An 18,551-nucleotide genomic window follows, 5' to 3' on the forward strand; every position below is an offset into this window, starting at 1 on the left:
AGCGACGCTACACGCCGCTTTCCTGGCGGGTTTTAGGGGAGCGCAGCTTCCTGAATGTGGCATGAACTTTGCATGCCACTAAATGCACGGAATTGGTGGTGGCACGCCAATTGTTGATTTGCGTTTGACAGGGTGGCTAGGGTTCCGGCTTCTGAACGAAGTGTCTGGTCCAAGAGCTGCCCGGCCTCTCAAAGAGGCTCCACGGAGGGATAAAAGCCCGGGAGATAAGCGACACCGCTTACTTCCGTGCTTTGCCACTTTGTCATCCGCACTTTTGCAAGCCTTGCCGTATTTGCTTCCATTGCAGTCGCCAGCAGTCAGGTGGCCCAAGCGGCCCCCAAGATGGTCATTGGTACTGTGGTCTGGATTGGCTACGGTCCGTTCTATGTTGCTGATGCCAAGGGTTTTTTCAAAAAATACGGTCTCGATGCGAAGCTGCAGAATTTCAACGATCCTGCGGTGATTCCCTCGGCCATCGCCAGCGGTGCAGTTGATGGTGGCATGTTGACCTACGACCAGGTGATTGGCACCGACGCTAAGGGCTTGGGCCTGCAGGTAGTTATGCCCATCGACTATTCCAATGGCGCCGATGCCATTGTGGCTAAGCGTTACATCACGACGGTGAGTCAGTTCAAGGGCCAGAAGATTGGCTACAACCCGCTGTCACCCTCCGATTTCCTGCTCACTTATGCCTTGATGAAAAACGGCATGGGAGAAAAGGATGTGCAGTCCGTCAGCATGACGCCCGAGTCTGTGCCCGCCGCCATGGCATCGGGTGGAATTCCGATCGGGGTCACCTACGAACCGAGTCTGTCGCAGATTGTGGCCATGGATGGCGGCAAAAAATTCCATGTGGTGTTCTCTTCAAAGGATGCGCCGGGCTTGATCACGGATGTACTGGTCTACAACAAGTCCTACATCCAGAAGCATCCCGCTGAAGTGAAAGCCACCATTGAGGCCTATCTGGAAGGGCTGGCCTACATGAAGAGCCATCCGGAGGAAACCGACGCGATCATCGGCAAAGCCATGGGCATTTCCGCAAAAGACGTGAAGGATCAGATGTCCGGCGTGTTCAACATTCCATTGGACGGCATGGTGAAGTCGTTCACCAAGTCCACTTCGACGACATCGTTCTACGGCAGCGGCCCCGTCATCGGCAAGGTGCTCATGGGCAAAAAGCAGATCACCGCAGTGCCTCCGATTGAAAATACGTTCGATGCGTCCTTCGTGATGGCACTCAACAAAAAGTAATTCAATTGGTGTCGCCCTGTGTTGCTTTGGAATGCAAAAGCAGAGCGGCGCCAGATTCAACACTCTGGGGGCTCCCATGGCTTCTTCCATCTTTCGCTACAAGGGCGGCGCACTACCCAACGTCGTCGCCTTGACCTACACGGTGCTGGGCTACGCAGGCGGGCTGGCCCTGATCACAAGCAGCTCTTGGTGGATAAACGCGCTCGGCGTATTGCTGTTGGCGCATGCGCTGATCTATTCCGCCTATTTCCTGCATGAATTCGCCCATGGCACGGTTTTCAAGACCAATGCCGCTAACCAGCGTGGCGGCACCGCAATGAGCTGGATCAATGGCAGTTGCTATGCGCCGTTCACGGATCTGCGCCGCAAGCACATGCGTCATCACATCGACCGTGCAGACGTGATCACATTTGACTACAGGCAGTTCCTGCTCGCGTCGCCACGTTGGCTGCGCGGAACCGTCGTGGCGCTGGAGTGGGCGTATCTCCCGGCTGTGGAGTTTCTGATGCGGGCTTATGTGATGTTGCTGCCGTTCATCGAACCGGAACGCGCCGCCGCTCGCAAGCGCATCCTGGGCGTTTTCACTGTGCGCGTCCTGTTCTTCGCCTTGCTCGCCTGGTTTTCACTCAAAGCCCTCCTGCTGTACTTCCTGGCCTATGTGCTGTTCATCACCGCTTTGCGCTTTGCGGATGCGTATCAACATACCTATGACGCCTTCGCCATCTTGTCGACGGGGGGCATTCCGGACGAGAAGCTGCGCGACCACGATTACGAACAGCACAACACCTATTCAAACCTGGTCTCTGTGCGATTTCCGTGGATGAATCTGTTGCTGCTGAATTTCAGTTATCACAACGCGCATCACGAGAAGCCCACTGCGCCATGGCATCAGCTTCCCGCATTGCATCGCCAGCTCTATGCTGATGAGCACGCTCAGGTGATCCCGATGTCGTCACTGCTGCGTGGTTTTCATCGTGATCGCGTCCGGCGGGTGCTGAGTGATGACTATGGTGTTGTGACCACTGGCCCCGACAAGGCCGAGCGTTTCTATGGGGCGGTTGGCGTGTCTTTTCTGACCGCAGTCTGAAACCTGTGGCCGCGCTCGATTTTTCTGGTAAGACGGTTCTGGTGACAGGAGCGTCGGGCGGCATCGGACTCGCCATCGCCCAAGCCTTCGGCGCGCATGGCGCGACGCTTGAACTGGTTGATCGCGTCTTGCCCATGCAGAGTTCCGAGACCCGTCGTCTCACTGCTGCAAGTGCGGTGACCTGGCATGCGGCAGACCTCGGCGACGCCTCGGCCGTGGAAGCGCTGGCGCAGGCCCTGCAGCAGCGCGGCGTTTCCGTCGATGTGCTGGTCAACAACGCCGGAGCGGAATACCCAACCCCTCTCGATGACGAGGATCCGCTGGCTGCCAGCCGCTGGTCTGCCCTGCTACACAACAACGTCACCAGCATGTATCTGCTCACCCGCGCTGTGCTGCCCTTGATGGTGCAGGACGCAGCGGTCATCAATCAATCCTCCATCTGGGGCAAGACAGGCGTGGCGCACTTTTCAGCTTATGTCGCCAGCAAACACGCGGTCATCGGCTTGACGCGCGCCTTCGCCGCCGAACTCGCACCTCGCGGCATCCGGGTGAACACGGTCTGTCCGGGCTGGGTGCGGACTGCGGCAGCCATGCGCTCGCTCCACGCGATGGCTGCGCGCAGAGGCATGGAGGCCTCCGCGCTGCAGGCTGAAATCCTCAACGGCCAGGCCATTGCCACCTTGCTGGAGCCGGAGGACATCGCAGGCACTTTCCTGTTTCTCGGATCGTCCCTGGCCAAGGGCATCACCGGCCAGAGCATCGTCGTGGACAACGGCGAATTCATGAACTGAGCCACAAGCCCATGACGTTTTCACTCGCAGGAAAAACCGCACTGGTCACCGGTGCAGCGACGGGGATCGGTCGCGCCATCGGCATCGCCTTGGGGCAGGCCGGAGCCACGGTCATCGTCAACCACCTCGGCCGGCTGGAGCAGGCACAGCAGACCGTCGCGCTCATCGCTGCCACGGGTGCGAAGGCCTGGGCGATCGAGGCCAACGTGGCGGATGCCGCTTCCGTAACCCAAATGGTGGAGGCCGTGCTGCAACGTCATGATGCGCTCGACATTCTGGTCAACAACGCGGGCATCCTGCTGGAAAAGCCCTTTCTCGACACGAGCGAGGCGGAGTGGGATCAGGTGATCAATACGGATCTCAAGTCGGTCTTCCTGTGCTGCCGGGCGGTCCTGCCGTCCATGCTGAGCCATGGAAGCGGCTGCATCATCAATATCGCTTCAGAGCTTGGTTATCTTGGGCGCGCTGGGTTTACCGCGTACACCACGGCGAAAGCCGGCGTCATTACCCTGACTCGCTCACTCGCACGCGAATTCGCGCCTACGGTGCGCATCAACGCCATCGCCCCCGGACCGGTGGACACGGCCATGCTGTCGCTGGAGCAGATGAGCCCGGAATGGGCCGCCAAGGAGAGCGCCATTCCCTTGGGCCGTGTCGGTCGACCAGAGGAAATCGGCGGGACCGCCGTCTTTCTCGCGTCCGAGCAAGCGAGCTTTTACTGCGGTCAGACCTTGAGCCCTAACGGAGGGGCGCTGATGGCGTGACCGGGCATGACGACACAACACACTCCGTCTGCCGCTGCACCCGTGCTGGCCCTGCTCACCGGCGCCCTGCTTTGGGGGCTGGCCTGGTGGCCACTGAAGTATTTTGGAAGTGCGGGAATCAGCGGCAATCTGATGGTCAGCGTCAGCTATGGCCTCGTCGCCATACTGGGCTTGCCTGTGTTGTGGAGGCAGCGGCGGCAATGGCAGAGGCAGGCCGGCCTGTTCCTGCTGATCGCTGTTCTGGGGGGATGGGCAAACACCTCGCTGGTCAATGCGCTGATGAGCGGCAATGTGGTGCGCGTCATGCTGCTGTTTTACATGGCCCCTGTCTGGGGCGTGCTCGCAGGCCGGCTTTTTCTCGGCGAGCACATATCGCTGCATCGCGGCGCCGCTTTGGCATTGGCACTCGTCGGGGCGTTTGTGCTGTTGGGTGGACAGGCGGCCTTTATAACGCCGTTGTCCCCGATCGACATGATGGCGCTTTCCGCCGGACTGGCGTTTGCCCTGACCAACGTCACGACGCGTGCAGCCCATGCCATACCGCTGGCCAGCAAGACCTTGGTCATTTTCCTGGGTTGCACGGTCACGGCCACGACGGCGGCGTTGACCATCGGCCAGACTCTGCCCGCGTTGCCAGCGAGCGTCTGGGGACTGATTGGACTGTTCTCGCTCACTTGGCTGGCGCTGGCAACCCTGGCCACGCAATACGGCGTCACGCACATGCAGGCTGGGCGTGCTTCCGTGTTATTGATTCTCGAACTTGTTGCTGCGGTCATATCCGCCATGCTGATCGGCGGTGAAACGCTCAGACCGCAGGAATGGATCGGCGGAGTGCTGATCGCCTGCGCTGCGCTGTTGGAAGCCCGCACCCCACAACTTTTGCCTGCACGCTGAAAGGATTTGGAATGAACCCTGTGATGATGGAACGGATGAGCTGGATGGCGTATCGCGACCGGATCGCCGAGGACGACCCGGTGATGTTCCTGCCCTGCGGTGCACTCGAACAACATGGCCCGCATCTTCCCCTGGGCACCGATGCACTGCTCGCCACCGCCGTGGCAGCAGGCGCTGCAGCCCGGCTTGAAGGCCTTGTCGCCCCAGCACTGAGCTATGGCTACAAATCGCAGCCCAAATGTGGCGGCGGTCAGCACTTTCCCGGCACGACCAGCCTGGATGCCACCAGCCTGATTCAGATGACGCGCGATGTCATCCGCGAACTCGCCCGGCACGGTATCAAACGACTGGTCGTCGTCGTCGGCCATTATGAAAACCAATGGTTCGTCACCGAAGGCATCGACCTTGCCTTGCGCGAACTCGGCCCGGCTTGCGCCCTGCGAGTGATGCGGCTCGAATACTGGGACTTCCTCACGGAACAAACCCTGGCGCGGGTCTTCCCAGAGGGCTTTCCTGGCTTCGCTCTGGAACATGCCGCGGTCATCGAGACTTCGCTGATGCTGCATCACCATCCTGAACTGGTGCGCATGGACCTGCTGCCGGATGATGGCCCCGCACAGTTCCCGCCCTACGACATCTACCCTCTACGTCCCGAATGGGTGCCACCGTCTGGCGTGCTGTCATCCGCTCGCGGCGCTGATGCGGCCAAAGGTGCGGCAATGTCGCAGGAATTGACTGAGCGTTTGGTTGCGGCTATCCGAAAAGAATTCCAGGTCTGATGTCATGGACTACCTCGCACCACTCTCTCCCTTTGGCGGCGACACGGCGCTGCTGGTCATCGATATGCAGCGCGATTTCCTTGACCCAAGCGGCTACGCTGCACAGGCAGGGCTGGACGTGGAGGCGCTGCGTGCGTCCATTCCCGGTGTGCGGACCCTGCTTGAGGCGGCGCGGCGACAGGGCCTGCTCATCATTCACACCAGAGAAGGTCACCGGCCTGATCTATCGGACTGTCCCTTGAGCAAGCTGATGCGTTCGGTGCGATCCGGCGCCACCATAGGCAGTGACGGCCCTCTCGGTCGCCTGCTGGTACGTGGCGAATTCGGGCATGACTTCATTGATACGCTCGCACCGAGGCCTGGCGAATGCGTGATCGACAAGCCCGGCTACAGTGCCTTTCACCAAACCGACCTGCAGCAAATCCTCGGCGCACGTGGCATCCGCCAACTGATTCTCAGCGGTGTGACCACTGAAGTATGCGTGCACTCAACCTTGAGAAGTGCCGTCGACCATGGCTACAACTGTTGGATCGCGACTGACGCATGCGCCTCGGCGGACGCCTCGCTGCACCAGGCGGCACTGGACATGGTTGCCGTAGAGGGCGGAATCTTCGGAGAGGTGCGCTCAAGTGCAGATCTAGCTGCAGCCATCGGCGCGCGTACACAGGAGCTAGCATGACTCAGGTTCTCAAGCTATGGCCGCTTCTTACCGCCACCCATCGCTATGACAAGTCCCTCTCCACGCGCAATCGGGGAAATGGGCAGATCATCGAAGCGCCCATCCTTGCGTATTTGATCGAGACCACGCAGGGACGCATCCTGTACGACGTGGGCTGTGACTATCGCAAGATTGAGAGCAAGTCTCTGCGCGAGCGGTACTACGACCCGCAGACCTTCGCCTTCGGCGCACCCGACATGCAGGAGGAGCAGCGCCTGCCACATCACCTGCAACGGCTCGGCTTGACCATGGCTGACATCGACCTTGTCTTTCTCGGTCATTTGCATTTCGACCACGCCGGAGGATTGTGCGAAATCTGCGGCGCCGAGGTGCATGTGCAGCATGACGAGATGGAGGCCGCGCGCAGCGGCCTGGACCCAGCGTATTTCCCTGATGACTTTGCTGGAAATCATCGCTGGAAAATCATGCAAGGAGAGTATGACTTGGTGCCCGGTGTACGGGCGATTTCCAGCCCGGGCCACACAGCTGGTCATATGTCTCTCTGGGTCGAACTCCCGCGGGGTGCGCCTGTCATTTTGTGTGGCGATGCAGCCGATCTGGAAGAGAACCTCCGTGATGAAATCGCCCCTGGCATCTGCTGGCAGGAGCGGGACGATCAAGCCGTGCAGAGCATTCGCAAACTCAAAAACCTCGCAGCAAATGAAAAGGCCATGCTCTGGCCCAATCACGACCTCGCGTTCTGGAAGAGCTTGCGCCAGTTCCCGGAGTTCCACGATTGATCGAACACATCGTTCCTCAGCGCTACCAGGGCGTTTGGCGCCGAACGCTGCTGACCGCTCCCGAGGTTTATGACGACAGAACCTTAGTGCTGTGGATGCAGACCGCTCGGTGGCATGCCGATCTGCGCATTCCGGCGGATCGGCCGGATTGCGCAAGTTGCGGCTCACTCGCAGACTGCAGCCGCACGCAACTTCTGTGTCTATTGAGGCAAGAAGGGTTTGCAGGCATCACGGTCGTCAGCGGAACAAGCTGCGAGTGGCGCCGGTTGATGGACTACCACCCTAAAGGATTGCGCGACAGAGGAGAGATGGCCTTTTCGACTTGCGCCAGCGCGCTGGATGAATATGGCATCGAGGCGGACTATGCCGAACGCTGGGAACGCGATCCGGCCAGTGATCAGTCCGGCTGGGTCGCCCGCAGCAGCAGCGCGGCGGCCGCGTGCAATGGACGCCACGGAAACCCTGGCGATCTGGTCGCGTGCGTCTGCCAACCGGGCCAGCATCGAGGAACTCAGGCGACTGGCTGACTTCGAAATCTCCTATGGAGTGATCACCGGAGACGATGGTTGCATCCTGCACAGCACCCTCCCCTGGCGCGAGTTGCAAAGCGTTGTTCTGCCTAAGAACTGGTCGATCGACTGCGCAGTGGGGGATCTAGCCTCCGGTGCGTGCCTCGGCTGAAGCCACCAATCAATACATCTTGTAGGGCAGAAACTTGCCGCTCATCGTGATGTGCACGCGGTCGCCCTTGGGGTCGGGCTCGCGGGTGAGGTCCATCTTGAAGTCGATGGCGCTCATGATGCCGTCGCCGAACTCCTCGTGGATCAGCTCCTTGAAGGTCGTGCCGTAAACGTTGATGAGCTCGTAGAAGCGGTAGATCAGCGGATCGGTCGGCACGGCGGTGGGCAATGCGCCTTTGTACGGCACCACCTGCAGCAGCTTCACGGCCGCGGCGTCGAGGTCGAACAGCGCGCCAATCACAGCGGCCTGTTCGGCACTGAAGGTCATTTGGCCCAGGCATCCGGCGGTCACCCACTCCTTGCTCTGGCACACGGCCTTGGCCACGTCCGACCAGTTCAGGCCTTTGGCAATCTTGGCAGTGATGATGGCCTCGGTCACGTCGTTGCGATTCATGGAAGCTCCTTGTTACTTGGTCGTAGATGGAAGAGCGCTCAGGTCTGCAAATAGGCTTTCCAGCCAGCCAATGCAGTAATGTCCTTCGCCCCTTCGATGCCGATGCCTTCGCAGATGAACCCGGCAACGCTGCTGCCATCTTCAAGCTGGACGCTACCGATGCCCAGCGGCGCTGGAATGCCTGCAACGAAGGAACCGAAAGCCGTGGCGGGAAGCTCCCACACTTCGCAGGCGATGGAGGCGCCACCGCTAACAACGCGAATCAGCCCGGGGCGCTTGCCGTCGGGCAGGGCGTAGAACTTGTAGTGTGGCGCGGTGCGAGTTGCACGCAGCAAACGTGCGCCGCGCGAAGTGAGCTGGCCATTCAGCGGCAAACCACTGAGATGCGCGCCGACCACGGCCACGCGCACCTGACCACTGGGGATAGCAACTACAGGTGAAACGGGTTTTACGGGCGGTTCGGTTTCCACTGCGCCGCAGGGCAGCGCGCGGTCGTCCTGCCAACGCTCGGCCAGATGCAGCAGCGGCACGTCCTGATGCGCCGGGGCGAACAGGGTGATGCCCAGCGGCAAGCCGTCAGCCCGGAACCCTGCCGGCACGGCGATGGCGGCGTAGTCCAGCAGGTTCATGAAGTTGGTGTACAGGCCAAGATCGGTGTTGCGGGCAAGCGGCTCGGCCAGCATCTCGACGCGGGTATAGATGGTGCCTGCCGTGGGCGTGACGATGCAATCCACCACGTCCCACACCGGTGCGCACTGACGCTGCAAATCGCGCAGGCGATATTGCGCGGCGAAGGCATCGGCCGCCAGGGGCTTGGCGCCACCCAGGGTGATCTCACGGGTTACGGGGAACAGCGCCTCGGGCTTGGCGTCGACAAAGGCGCGGATCGCCTGGTAGCGCTCCGCGACCCAGGGGCCGCCGTAAAGCAGGCGTGCGGTGTCCATGAAGGGAGCGAAGTCGATCTCCACGGCCTCGCCGCCGAGACGCTTCAACCGCTCCACCGCAGCGTCGAACAAGCGCTCGGATTCGGCGTCGCCAAAGAACTGCAGGTCTTTGCGCGCAGGCACGCCGAAGCGAAACTGCGCCGCGCGCCCAAAGTCAAAGCCATGCGGCAGCGCCGCGCGAGAGTATGCGTCAGCGGCGTCTTCGCCCAGGGCCACGGCAAAGACCTGCTGTGCATCGGGGGCAGAGAGGGAGAAGATGGACACCACGTCGAGCGAGCGGCAGGCGGGCACCACGCCGTGGGTGGAAATTAGTCCGCATGTGGCCTTGAGTCCGACGAGGTTGTTGAACGCCGCGGGCACGCGGCCCGAGCCGGCTGTGTCTGTGCCCAGTGAAAAGCTTGCCAGCCCCAGCGCCACAGCCACAGCCGAACCGGAACTGGAGCCGCCGGAGATGTAGTCGGGGTTGAACGCATTGCGGCACGCGCCATAGGGTGAGCGCGTGCCGTTGAGCCCGGTGGCGAACTGGTCGAGGTTGGTCTTGCCCATGGCGATGGCCCCAGCGTCCAGCAACTTCTGCACCACGGTGGCCGACTGCTGTGGCGTGTAGGCGTAGTCCGGGCAGGCGCAGGTGGTGGGCACTCCAGCGAGGTCGATGTTGTCCTTGATGGCGAAAGGCACACCGTACAAGGGCAGGTCGTCCATGCCATGCGCCTCCAGCTCACGAGCGCGGTCCAGGAGACGCGCACGCTCCGGCGGCGTGATCCAGATGGCGTGATCGGGATAGCGTGCGCTGCGCGCCAGCAATTCTTCGATCAGTGCCGTGGGGGTCAGACTGCCGTCGCGATACGCGGCATGCAGAGCGGGGATGGTCAGGCTGATGATCATTCAGGTCTCCGTCAGGATGATGAGGTTTTGTCCGGCACTCACCGTGCCGCCCTCGCGGCACAGCAGACGCTCCACAATGCTGCGTGAGGGAGCAGCCACGTTGATTTCCATCTTCATCGACTCCAGGATGCACAGCGCCTCACCCGCCTCGACGGTCTGGCCGGGCTGCACCAGAACCTTCCACACACTGCCCGCCACCGGGCTGGCGACAGGTCGGGCGCCTGCGGGCAGGTCGAGTTCGCTGTCGCTGCCCGCACTGGCGATGTCGGCATCGCTGCTCCAGTCGGCCTGCCCCGTCTGCTCCCAGCGCTGGCGCTCGGCGGCAAAAGCCTGCTGCTGTGTGGCGCGGAAGGCGGCGATGCTCTGCGCCTGCGCTGCCAGAAAACGGCGGTAGTCGGCCAGGCGGAAGCGATCTTCACGGATGTCAAGCTGATAGCGGCCATGCAAGAAGTCAGCCCGGATGGTCTGCAACTCTTCGGTGCTGACCGGGAAAAAACGCACTTGGTCGAAAAAGCGCAGCAGCCAGGGCTTGTCGTCCTTAAATACGGGCGTCTGCCGCCAGCGGTTCCACATCTGCAGGGTGCGGCCAACGAACTGATAGCCGCCCGGCCCTTCCATGCCGTAGACGCACATATAGGCGCCGCCAATGCCCACGGCGTTTTCCGGCGTCCAGGTGCGCGCCGGGTTGTATTTGGTGGTGACCAGGCGGTGGCGCGGGTCGAGCGGCGTAGCCACCGGTGCGCCCAGATACACATCGCCCAAGCCCAGCACCAGATAGCTGGCCTCGAACACCGTGCGCAACACATCATCCACGGATTCCAGCCCGTTGATGCGGCGGATGAACTCGATGTTCGACGGGCACCAGGGCGCATCCTTGCGCACCCCGGCCATATATTTCTCGATAGCCAACCGGGTGGCGGGATCGTCCCAGCTCAGGGGTAGATGGACGGTGCGCGAGGGCACTTCCATGTCTTCAGCCGGTGGCAGCGCCGCCTCGGCTTCTTGTAGCGCCAACAACAGTGTGGGCAAGGGCAGCACGCGGTTGTCGTAGTGAATCTGCAGCGAGCGGATGCCGGGGGTGAGGTCGATAACACCAGGTAATTGGCGCTCTTCGATCCACTGCATCAGCGCATGCACCCGCAGGCGCAGTTCCAGGTCGAGCACCAGCGGGCCGTATTCCACCAACAGGTTTTTGTCACCGGCTACGCGGTAGATCACGCCAACCGGATGATCGGGCACAACCCGCTGCCCAACGATTGGCGACTCCAGCACGGGCGCGGCGGCGAGCGGTGGGTCAAGGGGATGGACATGCAACGCAGTATCGGGCGCACCTAAGCTTTGAAGCGCTGCGTCCTGCAAGGCTTCGAGTCTGGCCGCCTCATCCAGGCTCACCGGCACAAAGCGCACGGTATTGCCCGGACGCAGTTGGCCGAGCTTCCACAAGTCTGCCGCCACGACCACGCCGGGGCAGACAAAGCCGCCGAGGCTCGGGCCATCAGGACCGAGCAGGATGGGCATGTCGCCGGTGAAGTCGATGCTGCCTACGGCGTAGGCGTTGTCGTGGATGTTGGAAGGGTGCAGGCCCGCCTCGCCACCGTCGCTGCGCGCCCAGCGCGGCTTGGGGCCAATGAGGCGCACGCCCGTGCGGTTGGAGTTGTAGTGCACCTCCCAGTCCGTGGCGAACAGCATGTCCACGTCATCATCGGTGAAAAAGTCCGGCGCGCCATGCGGGCCGTAGCGCACGGCGATGTCCCAATGCGCCGCGTACATCGGCAGCATCTCGCCTGCAACTTCATGCCTTGGCTGCGACCGCGCGTTGCTCCCCAGATGCAATACATCCCCCGTGCGCAGCGTGCGTCCGGCATGGCCGCCAAACTGGCCGAGGGTGAACGTGGCACGGCTGCCGAGGTACAGCGGAGCGTCGAAACCACCAGCCACCGCGAGATAGGCGCGCGCGCCCCCGGTGCCAGACGCTGCATTGCCGAACTGGAGCACCTGCCCAGCCCGCACCGCATGGCTGCGCCAGTTGGGCAGAGGCGCACCGTCAAGCGTTGCCGCCATGTCGGCTCCAGCCAGTGCGATCACGGTGTCAGTGTTGAAGCGCAGCGTGGGCCCGGCAAGGAGGATCTCCAGGGTGACGGCGTCCGTCGGATTGTCGAGCAGGCAGTTGGCGGCGCGATGCGCCAGCGCGTCCATGGGGCCGGAGGGCGGCACGCCAACGTTCCAGTAGCCCAGCCGACCTGGCCAGTCCTGCAGGCTGGTCTGCACGCCAGGTTCCAGCACGTCCAGCGTGCGCGCCTGTGCAGGCAGGCCTTCCAGATAGCGCGTGGTCTGTCTGCCCTGTGCAAATGGGGGGTCAGCCACGATCTGCCGCAGATAGCCAAGATTGGTCTCGAAGCCATAAAGCCGCGTGTCGGCCAGGGCGGTCTGCAGGCGCTTGAGCGCATCCGCGCGGTCACTGCCGTGCACGATGAGCTTGGCCAGCATCGGGTCGTAAAACGCGCTGACTTCCGCCCCCGTCTCCACCCAGGTTTCCACCCGCATATCGGCGGGAAAGCGCACCTCGGTCAACAGCCCCGTGGCCGGCTGGAAGTTCTTGGCCGGATCTTCGGCATACACCCGCACCTGCATGCTGTGGCCGTGCGGCTGGTGCACATAGCCCGCGCTGGGCGCCTCGCCCGCGGCCAGCCGCACCATCCACTCCACCAGATCGACACCGCTGACTTCTTCGCTGACCCCATGCTCGACCTGCAGCCGGGTGTTGACCTCAAGAAAGTAGAACGCGCCGGATTCCGCGTCGAGCACGAACTCCACCGTACCCGCATTGCGGTACTGCACACCTTGGGCTAGGCGCACAGCGGTGTCGCACAGTGCAGTGCGCACGGCATCGGCCAAATGGGGCGCCGGTGTTTCTTCTATGACCTTTTGGTTGCGTCGCTGCACCGAGCAGTCACGCTCGCCCAGATGCACCACGCCGCCCGCGCCATCGCCGAACACCTGCACCTCGATATGGCGCGCCGCCTGCACATACTTCTCAAGATAGATGCCAGCTTCCTTGAAGTTGGCTCGCGCCAGTCGGTCCACCCGGGCGTAGGCCGCGTCCAACTGGTCTTCGCTCCAGATGAGTTGCATGCCGATGCCGCCGCCGCCCGCCGTGCTCTTGAGCATCACAGGAAAGCCGATGCGCCGGGCCTCAGCCAGCGCGTGGCCCGCGTCTGACAGCAGCCCCGTTCCGGGCAACAAGGGCACGCCGCTTTGCCGCGCCAGTTCGCGTGCAGTGTGCTTCAGGCCGAACGCTCGCATCTGCGCGGGCGTAGGCCCAATGAAGGCAATGCCAGCCGCCTCGCATGACGCAGCGAAGTCCGGGTTTTCCGACAAGAAGCCATAGCCGGGATGGATCGCCTGCGCGCCGGTCTGTCGTGCAGCCTCCAAAATGGCATCGGCCCGTAAATAGCTTTGCGCGGCAGGCGCTGGGCCGATGCACACCGCAGCGTCCGCCATGCGCACATGCGCGCTGTCGCGGTCGGCCTCGGAGTACACGGCGACAGAGCGCACCCCCATACGTTTCAGGGTGCGGATGATGCGGCAGGCAATGGCGCCGCGATTGGCAATCAGAACAGTGTGGAACATGGCGGGCTGGGTTGGGTCGTCCCATGCTGTCGCAAAACCATCCGGGCCGTCCCGGCGGCGCGGTTAAAGAACGATCAGTTCCAGATCAGCAGGCGTACCGGCGTGGGGTTGTAAGCGTTGCACGGATTGTTGAGTTGCGGGCAGTTGGAGATCAGGCAGAGCACGTCAATCGCAGCCTTCATTTCCACATACTTGCCCGGCGCAGAAACGCCGTCGGCAAACTCCAGTCCACCCTCCGGGGTGACAGGCACGTTCATGAAAAAATTGATGTTGGCGGTGAGATCACGTTTCGTGAGCGCCCCCTGGGCCGAGCCGGGCTCGGCCCGCCCCCCGCGGGAGTCAAGGGCATTTGGGGCGGCCCCGCATTCCCTTGAGAGGCCGCTGTCGTATTGCCACAGGCACTTGAGAAAGGTGTCGCGGCAGGAATGCATGGGCTGCTTGTTCAGGGCGTATCGCACCGCGTTGCTTTCGGCGGAACAGGCGCCGCCCAGGGTGTCGTGGCGGCCGCATGTGTCGGCGGTGATCGTGAGCATCTCACGCCCACGGCTGGACATGAGGCGACTGCCCGCGGTGAGGTAGATCGCTCCCGCTTTCAGGGTTTCGGTGGCGCTGTAGCGTTCGGTTAAATCGCTTGCGCTGTAGAACAGCGTGTCGACGGCCTGATTGCCTTCGAGATCGAGGATGCGCAGTGTCTGCCCTGCATGCACGGGATGCAACCAGCCTTCACCAGCGGGCAGCACATGGTCATAGATCGCATGCGCGGGATCAAGCGGGCTTTCAACAAGATTAAATGAACTCATGATGGTCAACGGTAGAGCAGTTCGGTGCGATAAAAACCACGTTGGTTTTCCGGACAAGCGTTGCGGCAGTCGTCATGGGCATCAGCCGGGCCGCAACGCCAGGCGGTGAGATGCACATCGCTGGGGGCGTAATCCGTGCGTGAGTCGAGAGCGTGCGGCGCGGCGGAAAACACAGCCAACACGTCCATATCAAATCGCAGGTCCAGCCACTGTCCTGCCTTGCCATGCGTAGTGTCGAACTGCAGCAGACCGGCTTCGTCGACGGTCAGCTTGCTGAAGAAATTGACGTTGGGCACAAGATCTGCGCGCCCCAGTCCGTGCTTGACCAGTTCGATCAGCAAACCATCCTCGGCGCTGCGGTGCATGGCATTGCGCGCGGTCTGGTAGCTGGACGCGCCATACTTGGCAAGGTTGGCAGCGTCGGTGGACACGCCACCAATGGTGTCATGCCAGCCTGCGGTATCGGCGATGATCGAGCATAGGACACGGCCCATATCCGAATACAACGCATGCCCACTGGTCAGCATGGCGGTGTGCTGTGCCTTGAGGGTGTCGGGCATGTTGTAACGCTCAATCGGCGCGTCTGCGCGAAAAAACAAGGCGGACAGATTGGCACGTCCCGTGTGGTCAGCAATACGCAATGCTGTGCCACGCCGCAGCACGCCAGACCAGTGACAGCCTCCCGGGATGAGGTCTTCCCACAGAAACGTCTCTGCAGGGACAGGATGAATGGATTGGGCCATGGGTTATAGGATGTTTTCAGGGTGAAGTGAAACGCTTGCGCGCAATACGCCAGCGATGCTGTTTGAAGTCAAGAACCTTGCTGGCTCAGTTGTTCGAGCATGTCCCGGTTCGTTTTCATGCCTGAAGTCTCGCGGATGCGGTGCAGGATCTGGCGTTTAAGGCCGAGGAAGTCCACCGTGGCTTTCAGGTCCTGCTCGCGCTGGCGCCCAAAAGGCACGCTGACCACACTGTCGATACGACCTGGCCGCGGCGCCATCACCACCACACGGTCGCCTAGATAGAGCGCCTCTTCCACGTCATGGGTGACGAAGACGATAGTGGTTCCTTCAAGCTGATGCACATGGCGGATCAGGTCATGCATCACCTCGCGAGTCTGTGCATCGAGCGCGCCGAAAGGCTCGTCCATGAGCAGCAGTTTGGGGCGGTTCATCAGCGCACGGGCAATCGCGACGCGTTGCTGCATACCGCCAGAGAGCTGATTGGGGTAGTAGTCTGCCGCATGGGACAGCCCCATCAGACTGAGCAGCGCATCGGAGCGGCCCGAGGCAGCCTCCACATCGCTGCTAGTCAGCTGGTCGCGCACCACCCGAAGCTGCCGGCTGAAGCGGATGTTGTCCTTCACGGTCAGCCAGGGATAAAGGCTGTAGTGCTGAAACACCATGGCGCGGTCGGCGCCAGGGCCATGCACCGGCTGTCCGTCCAGAATCACCCGGCCGCTGTCATAGGTTTCCAGCCCGGCCAGAATGCGCAGCAGCGTAGATTTACCGCAACCGGATGCGCCCACCAGCACCAGAAATTCGCCCGGCGCGACATGCAGCGATACTTGGTCGAGCACCAGCAACGCAGACTCGTTGCGCCGCTTGAAGCTTTTGCTGACCGTCTCGAAATGGACTTCGGATTGGGACATGGCAGGCATCTTCATGCGCGCTTCCAGGGAAAGGCCAGGCGGTAGATCCAGCGGAAGGCCAGGTCGAACAGCAGGCCGATGAGGCCGATAATGAAAATGCCGACGAAGATTTTTGGCGTGTTGAGAAAGCGCTGGCTTTGCAGGATTTGGAACCCCAGGCCGCTGTTGGCCGCCACCATCTCCGCCACCACCAGGTAGGTCCAGGCCCAGCCCATATTGATTCGCAGGATGTCGAGCAACTCCGGCAGAATGCCGCGCCAGATCACCAGTTGCATCACTTCGCCTTGACGCGCGCCCATGGTGTATGCGACTTCGAGGTAATTCTCCGGCACACGTCGCACCGCGTCGGCCACCATAACGATGATCTGGAAGATCACGCCAATGAAAATGATCGCAATCTTCGAGCCCTCGCCGATGCCCACCCAAAGCAGCACCAGCGGAATGAATGCCGAGGCCGGCATGTAGCGCACGAAATCATTAACGGGCTGCAACAGCGCCTCGAACCATTTGTACGCACCGATGTAAATGCCCAGCGGCACGCCGATGGCTGCCGCCAGAACAAAGCCCATGACCACGCGATAAATGCTGATCAGGGTGTCATTGGACAAACCGTTCTGCGTCCAGTCCACGAAGCTGTGCACCACATCAAGTGGCGACGGCAGGAACAGCGATCCCACCCATCCGCTGGCCGCGACCCACTGCCAGGCGATCAGCGGCAGCACAAAGCCGCTGATGGACAAGGCGATATAGACCCAGCGCGGAATGGCCGCTCTGATACGCAGGCGACTTTGCCAACGTTGTCCGCCAGGCTGGGAAGGCTGCGCGGCAAGCGGCACGCTGCCGCCCGCATCCAGAGGTTGTGCGCTCATGGGATCTCCGTTAACGGGGACTTAGCAGAGTTTTTTTCAGGGTTTCATCGCGTCTTTGACGATCGATGAATCGATGAAACTTGCCGGATTGGGGCTGGCATCAATCTGCTTCTGGCTTACGAGAAACGCGCCGGTGGCTGCCGTGCTGGTGTAAAGCGAGACGGGTGACGCACTCTTGCTCATCGCTTCCTCATTGAGCTTGGGCCCAAACAGCTTCGTGCCTGCCAGGCTCAGTGCATATTCCTCAGGTTTGAGCCCGACATGCGGCGCCATGATGGCTGCCGCCTTGGCCGGATTGGCATCAATGAACTTCACCGCATCGAACCAGGCCTTGGTCATGGCAACGAAGTCCTTGCGGTGTGCGGCCAGTGCAGTGTCACGTGCATACACCACATCAGGAATCAGGCCGGGGGCGGATTTGCTGGTAAAGAGTGGATGTCCCGCCTTATGCGTCTGAATGCGCTGGATCCAAGGATTCCACACCCCGGCAGCAGGAAGTTTCCCGGCGATCAATGCGGCAGCGGCATCCCCCGTGGACATGTTGACGAAGTTCACGTCCTTCTCGCTCAGCCCGTTTTTCTGCAGGCCGGTCGCCGCGAGATAGTTTTCAATCGACCCGATTTCCAGGCCGATCGTTTTGCCTTTCAGTTCCGCAAACGACTTGATGTTGTTGCTGACCATCAGGGCATCGTTTCCCGCCGAGTTGTCGGTCACCAGAATGACCTTGGCTGGCACCTTCTTCACGGCAGGTGACAAGGTATCGATCAATGCCTGGCAATTGGCATCGATCTGCCCAGCAGAGAGCGCGTTGACCGAGGTCATGTAGTCCGGAAACCAGACCAGCTTGACGTCTGCGCCATATTTTTTGAAATAGCCTTCTTTCTCTGCGACGTACCAAGCCACCCAGCCCGGCCAGTCGGACACGCCCAGTGTGACTTGAGCAAAGGAGGGCACGGGGTGCAGCGCCAGCGTGAGCATGCCAGCAGCAGGAAGAACTTTGCGAAGAAGCGTTTGCAACAGGGACATGGCGGGCTCCAGAATGTCGGGGATGATTCGGAGGCGCGCCATTTGGGCGTCCTCCCGGGCTTTTATCCCTCCGTGGAGCTCTGCAGTTGCAAAGCCGACAAGCTCTCGGACCAGGCATCGCAACCAACGAAGAGCGACCGGAACCCTAGCTCACCTCAGTGCGCACTCAACTGTGCGCCTCCTAACTCGTACAAAGCAGGAACCATGCCAAGCAAAGCCCCTCATGATCAGTCTGTTCTAACGAACAGATGCCCTCCTCAACACGCACCATTCATGAGCATTATGGCACTGGCATGGTGCGGATTGCACATTGAGCATTGGTTCAAGCATCGGCTACGGTGACGAGTGAAGACAGGGCCAAACCAAGTGCAACGCGTCTGCAATCACGCAGACCTGGTCGCGCTCCTAGCATTCACGCATCTCACTTTGCGTGTTGACGCCGACCGAAAACTGACCACCGGAGTTTTGAATCGGCACCAACACCTTCGAGGCAGATCGTCGCGGCAGAGCCCCACCTATGCCATTGCCTCGCATCCTGAATTTGGGTAACAATTCAAGCAGACTCTGCATTCCATGGATTTCCTTCAG

18 protein-coding genes and 2 riboswitches are annotated in these 18,551 nt (G+C 61.4%); of the genes, 9 read left to right on the plus strand and 9 right to left on the minus strand.

All coding sequences use genetic code 11. From position 1 onward, the window contains the following. Positions 1-125: 125 nt before the first annotated feature. A riboswitch (guanidine-I (ykkC/yxkD leader) is annotated at positions 126-226 on the plus strand. A 20-nt stretch (positions 227-246) separates the two neighbouring features. The 9 genes from B7X30_RS12140 to B7X30_RS12180 all read left to right on the plus strand — a co-directional run bounded on the left by B7X30_RS12140 (position 247) and on the right by B7X30_RS12180 (position 7,551). Then, complete coding sequence (locus B7X30_RS12140; RefSeq protein ID WP_286730885.1) at positions 247-1,251, plus strand: ABC transporter substrate-binding protein; 1,005 nt, start codon at positions 247-249, stop codon at positions 1,249-1,251. A 76-nt stretch (positions 1,252-1,327) separates the two neighbouring features. Then, complete coding sequence (locus B7X30_RS12145) at positions 1,328-2,338, plus strand: fatty acid desaturase family protein (protein ID WP_286730886.1); 1,011 nt, start codon at positions 1,328-1,330, stop codon at positions 2,336-2,338. A gap of 5 nt (positions 2,339-2,343) precedes the next feature. Next, entirely contained in the window at positions 2,344-3,129 is a 786-nt protein-coding gene (locus B7X30_RS12150) for an SDR family NAD(P)-dependent oxidoreductase (RefSeq protein ID WP_286730887.1), read from the plus strand. Positions 3,130-3,140: 11 nt separating this feature from the next. Next, a complete protein-coding gene (locus tag B7X30_RS12155; protein WP_286730888.1) occupies positions 3,141-3,893 on the plus strand; it encodes an SDR family NAD(P)-dependent oxidoreductase in 753 nt (250 codons plus the stop codon). Positions 3,894-3,899: 6 nt separating this feature from the next. Then, a complete protein-coding gene (locus tag B7X30_RS12160) occupies positions 3,900-4,787 on the plus strand; it encodes a DMT family transporter (RefSeq protein ID WP_286730889.1) in 888 nt (295 codons plus the stop codon). A gap of 11 nt (positions 4,788-4,798) precedes the next feature. After that, positions 4,799-5,566, plus strand: a complete 768-nt coding sequence (locus B7X30_RS12165) for a creatininase (RefSeq protein ID WP_286730890.1) — start codon at positions 4,799-4,801, stop codon at positions 5,564-5,566. A gap of 4 nt (positions 5,567-5,570) precedes the next feature. Next, on the plus strand, positions 5,571-6,245 hold the full coding sequence (locus B7X30_RS12170) for a cysteine hydrolase family protein (RefSeq protein ID WP_286730891.1): 675 nt from the start codon (positions 5,571-5,573) through the stop codon (positions 6,243-6,245). Further along, positions 6,242-7,024 carry an N-acyl homoserine lactonase family protein gene (locus B7X30_RS12175; RefSeq protein ID WP_286730892.1) on the plus strand — a complete coding sequence of 261 codons (783 nt, stop codon included), beginning with the start codon at positions 6,242-6,244 and terminating at the stop codon, positions 7,022-7,024. Before B7X30_RS12170 ends, B7X30_RS12175 begins: the two co-directional genes overlap by 4 nt. After that, complete coding sequence (locus tag B7X30_RS12180; RefSeq protein WP_286730893.1) at positions 7,021-7,551, plus strand: hypothetical protein; 531 nt, start codon at positions 7,021-7,023, stop codon at positions 7,549-7,551. The genes B7X30_RS12175 and B7X30_RS12180 overlap by 4 nt, the downstream gene beginning before the upstream one ends. Before the next feature lie 163 nt (positions 7,552-7,714). Here the strand turns inward: B7X30_RS12180 and cynS are convergent, their stop codons facing one another. The 9 genes from cynS to B7X30_RS12225 form a co-directional block, all read right to left on the minus strand. Further along, on the minus strand, positions 7,715-8,158 hold the full coding sequence (cynS, locus tag B7X30_RS12185; RefSeq protein WP_286730894.1) for a cyanase: 444 nt from the start codon (positions 8,156-8,158) through the stop codon (positions 7,715-7,717). Positions 8,159-8,196: 38 nt separating this feature from the next. Beyond that, on the minus strand, positions 8,197-9,987 hold the full coding sequence (gene atzF, locus B7X30_RS12190) for an allophanate hydrolase (RefSeq protein ID WP_286730895.1): 1,791 nt from the start codon (positions 9,985-9,987) through the stop codon (positions 8,197-8,199). Continuing rightward, the gene (gene uca / locus B7X30_RS12195; protein ID WP_286730896.1) at positions 9,988-13,617 is read right to left on the minus strand and encodes an urea carboxylase; all 3,630 of its coding nucleotides are present in this window, start codon (positions 13,615-13,617) and stop codon (positions 9,988-9,990) included. It lies immediately after the preceding gene. A 74-nt stretch (positions 13,618-13,691) separates the two neighbouring features. After that, positions 13,692-14,417 carry a DUF1989 domain-containing protein gene (locus tag B7X30_RS12200; RefSeq protein ID WP_013107484.1) on the minus strand — a complete coding sequence of 242 codons (726 nt, stop codon included), beginning with the start codon at positions 14,415-14,417 and terminating at the stop codon, positions 13,692-13,694. A 5-nt stretch (positions 14,418-14,422) separates the two neighbouring features. Then, positions 14,423-15,160: an urea amidolyase associated protein UAAP1 gene (locus B7X30_RS12205; protein WP_286730897.1), complete on the minus strand. Its 738-nt coding sequence runs from the start codon at positions 15,158-15,160 to the stop codon at positions 14,423-14,425. A 68-nt stretch (positions 15,161-15,228) separates the two neighbouring features. Beyond that, positions 15,229-16,068: an ABC transporter ATP-binding protein gene (locus tag B7X30_RS12210; protein ID WP_286730898.1), complete on the minus strand. Its 840-nt coding sequence runs from the start codon at positions 16,066-16,068 to the stop codon at positions 15,229-15,231. A gap of 11 nt (positions 16,069-16,079) precedes the next feature. Next, the gene (locus B7X30_RS12215; RefSeq protein ID WP_286730899.1) at positions 16,080-16,937 is read right to left on the minus strand and encodes an ABC transporter permease; all 858 of its coding nucleotides are present in this window, start codon (positions 16,935-16,937) and stop codon (positions 16,080-16,082) included. Positions 16,938-16,973: 36 nt separating this feature from the next. Next, positions 16,974-17,963, minus strand: coding sequence for an ABC transporter substrate-binding protein (locus tag B7X30_RS12220; protein ID WP_013107488.1), 990 nt, complete (start codon positions 17,961-17,963; stop codon positions 16,974-16,976). A 49-nt stretch (positions 17,964-18,012) separates the two neighbouring features. Next, a riboswitch (guanidine-I (ykkC/yxkD leader) is annotated at positions 18,013-18,123 on the minus strand. A gap of 245 nt (positions 18,124-18,368) precedes the next feature. Continuing rightward, on the minus strand, positions 18,369-18,551 hold a 183-nt coding region (locus tag B7X30_RS12225; RefSeq protein WP_286730900.1), incomplete at its 5' end, for a hypothetical protein.

It is taken from the genome of Thiomonas sp. 13-64-67 (assembly GCF_002282795.1).
GTDB classification, from domain to species: domain Bacteria; phylum Pseudomonadota; class Gammaproteobacteria; order Burkholderiales; family Burkholderiaceae_C; genus Thiomonas; species Thiomonas arsenitoxydans.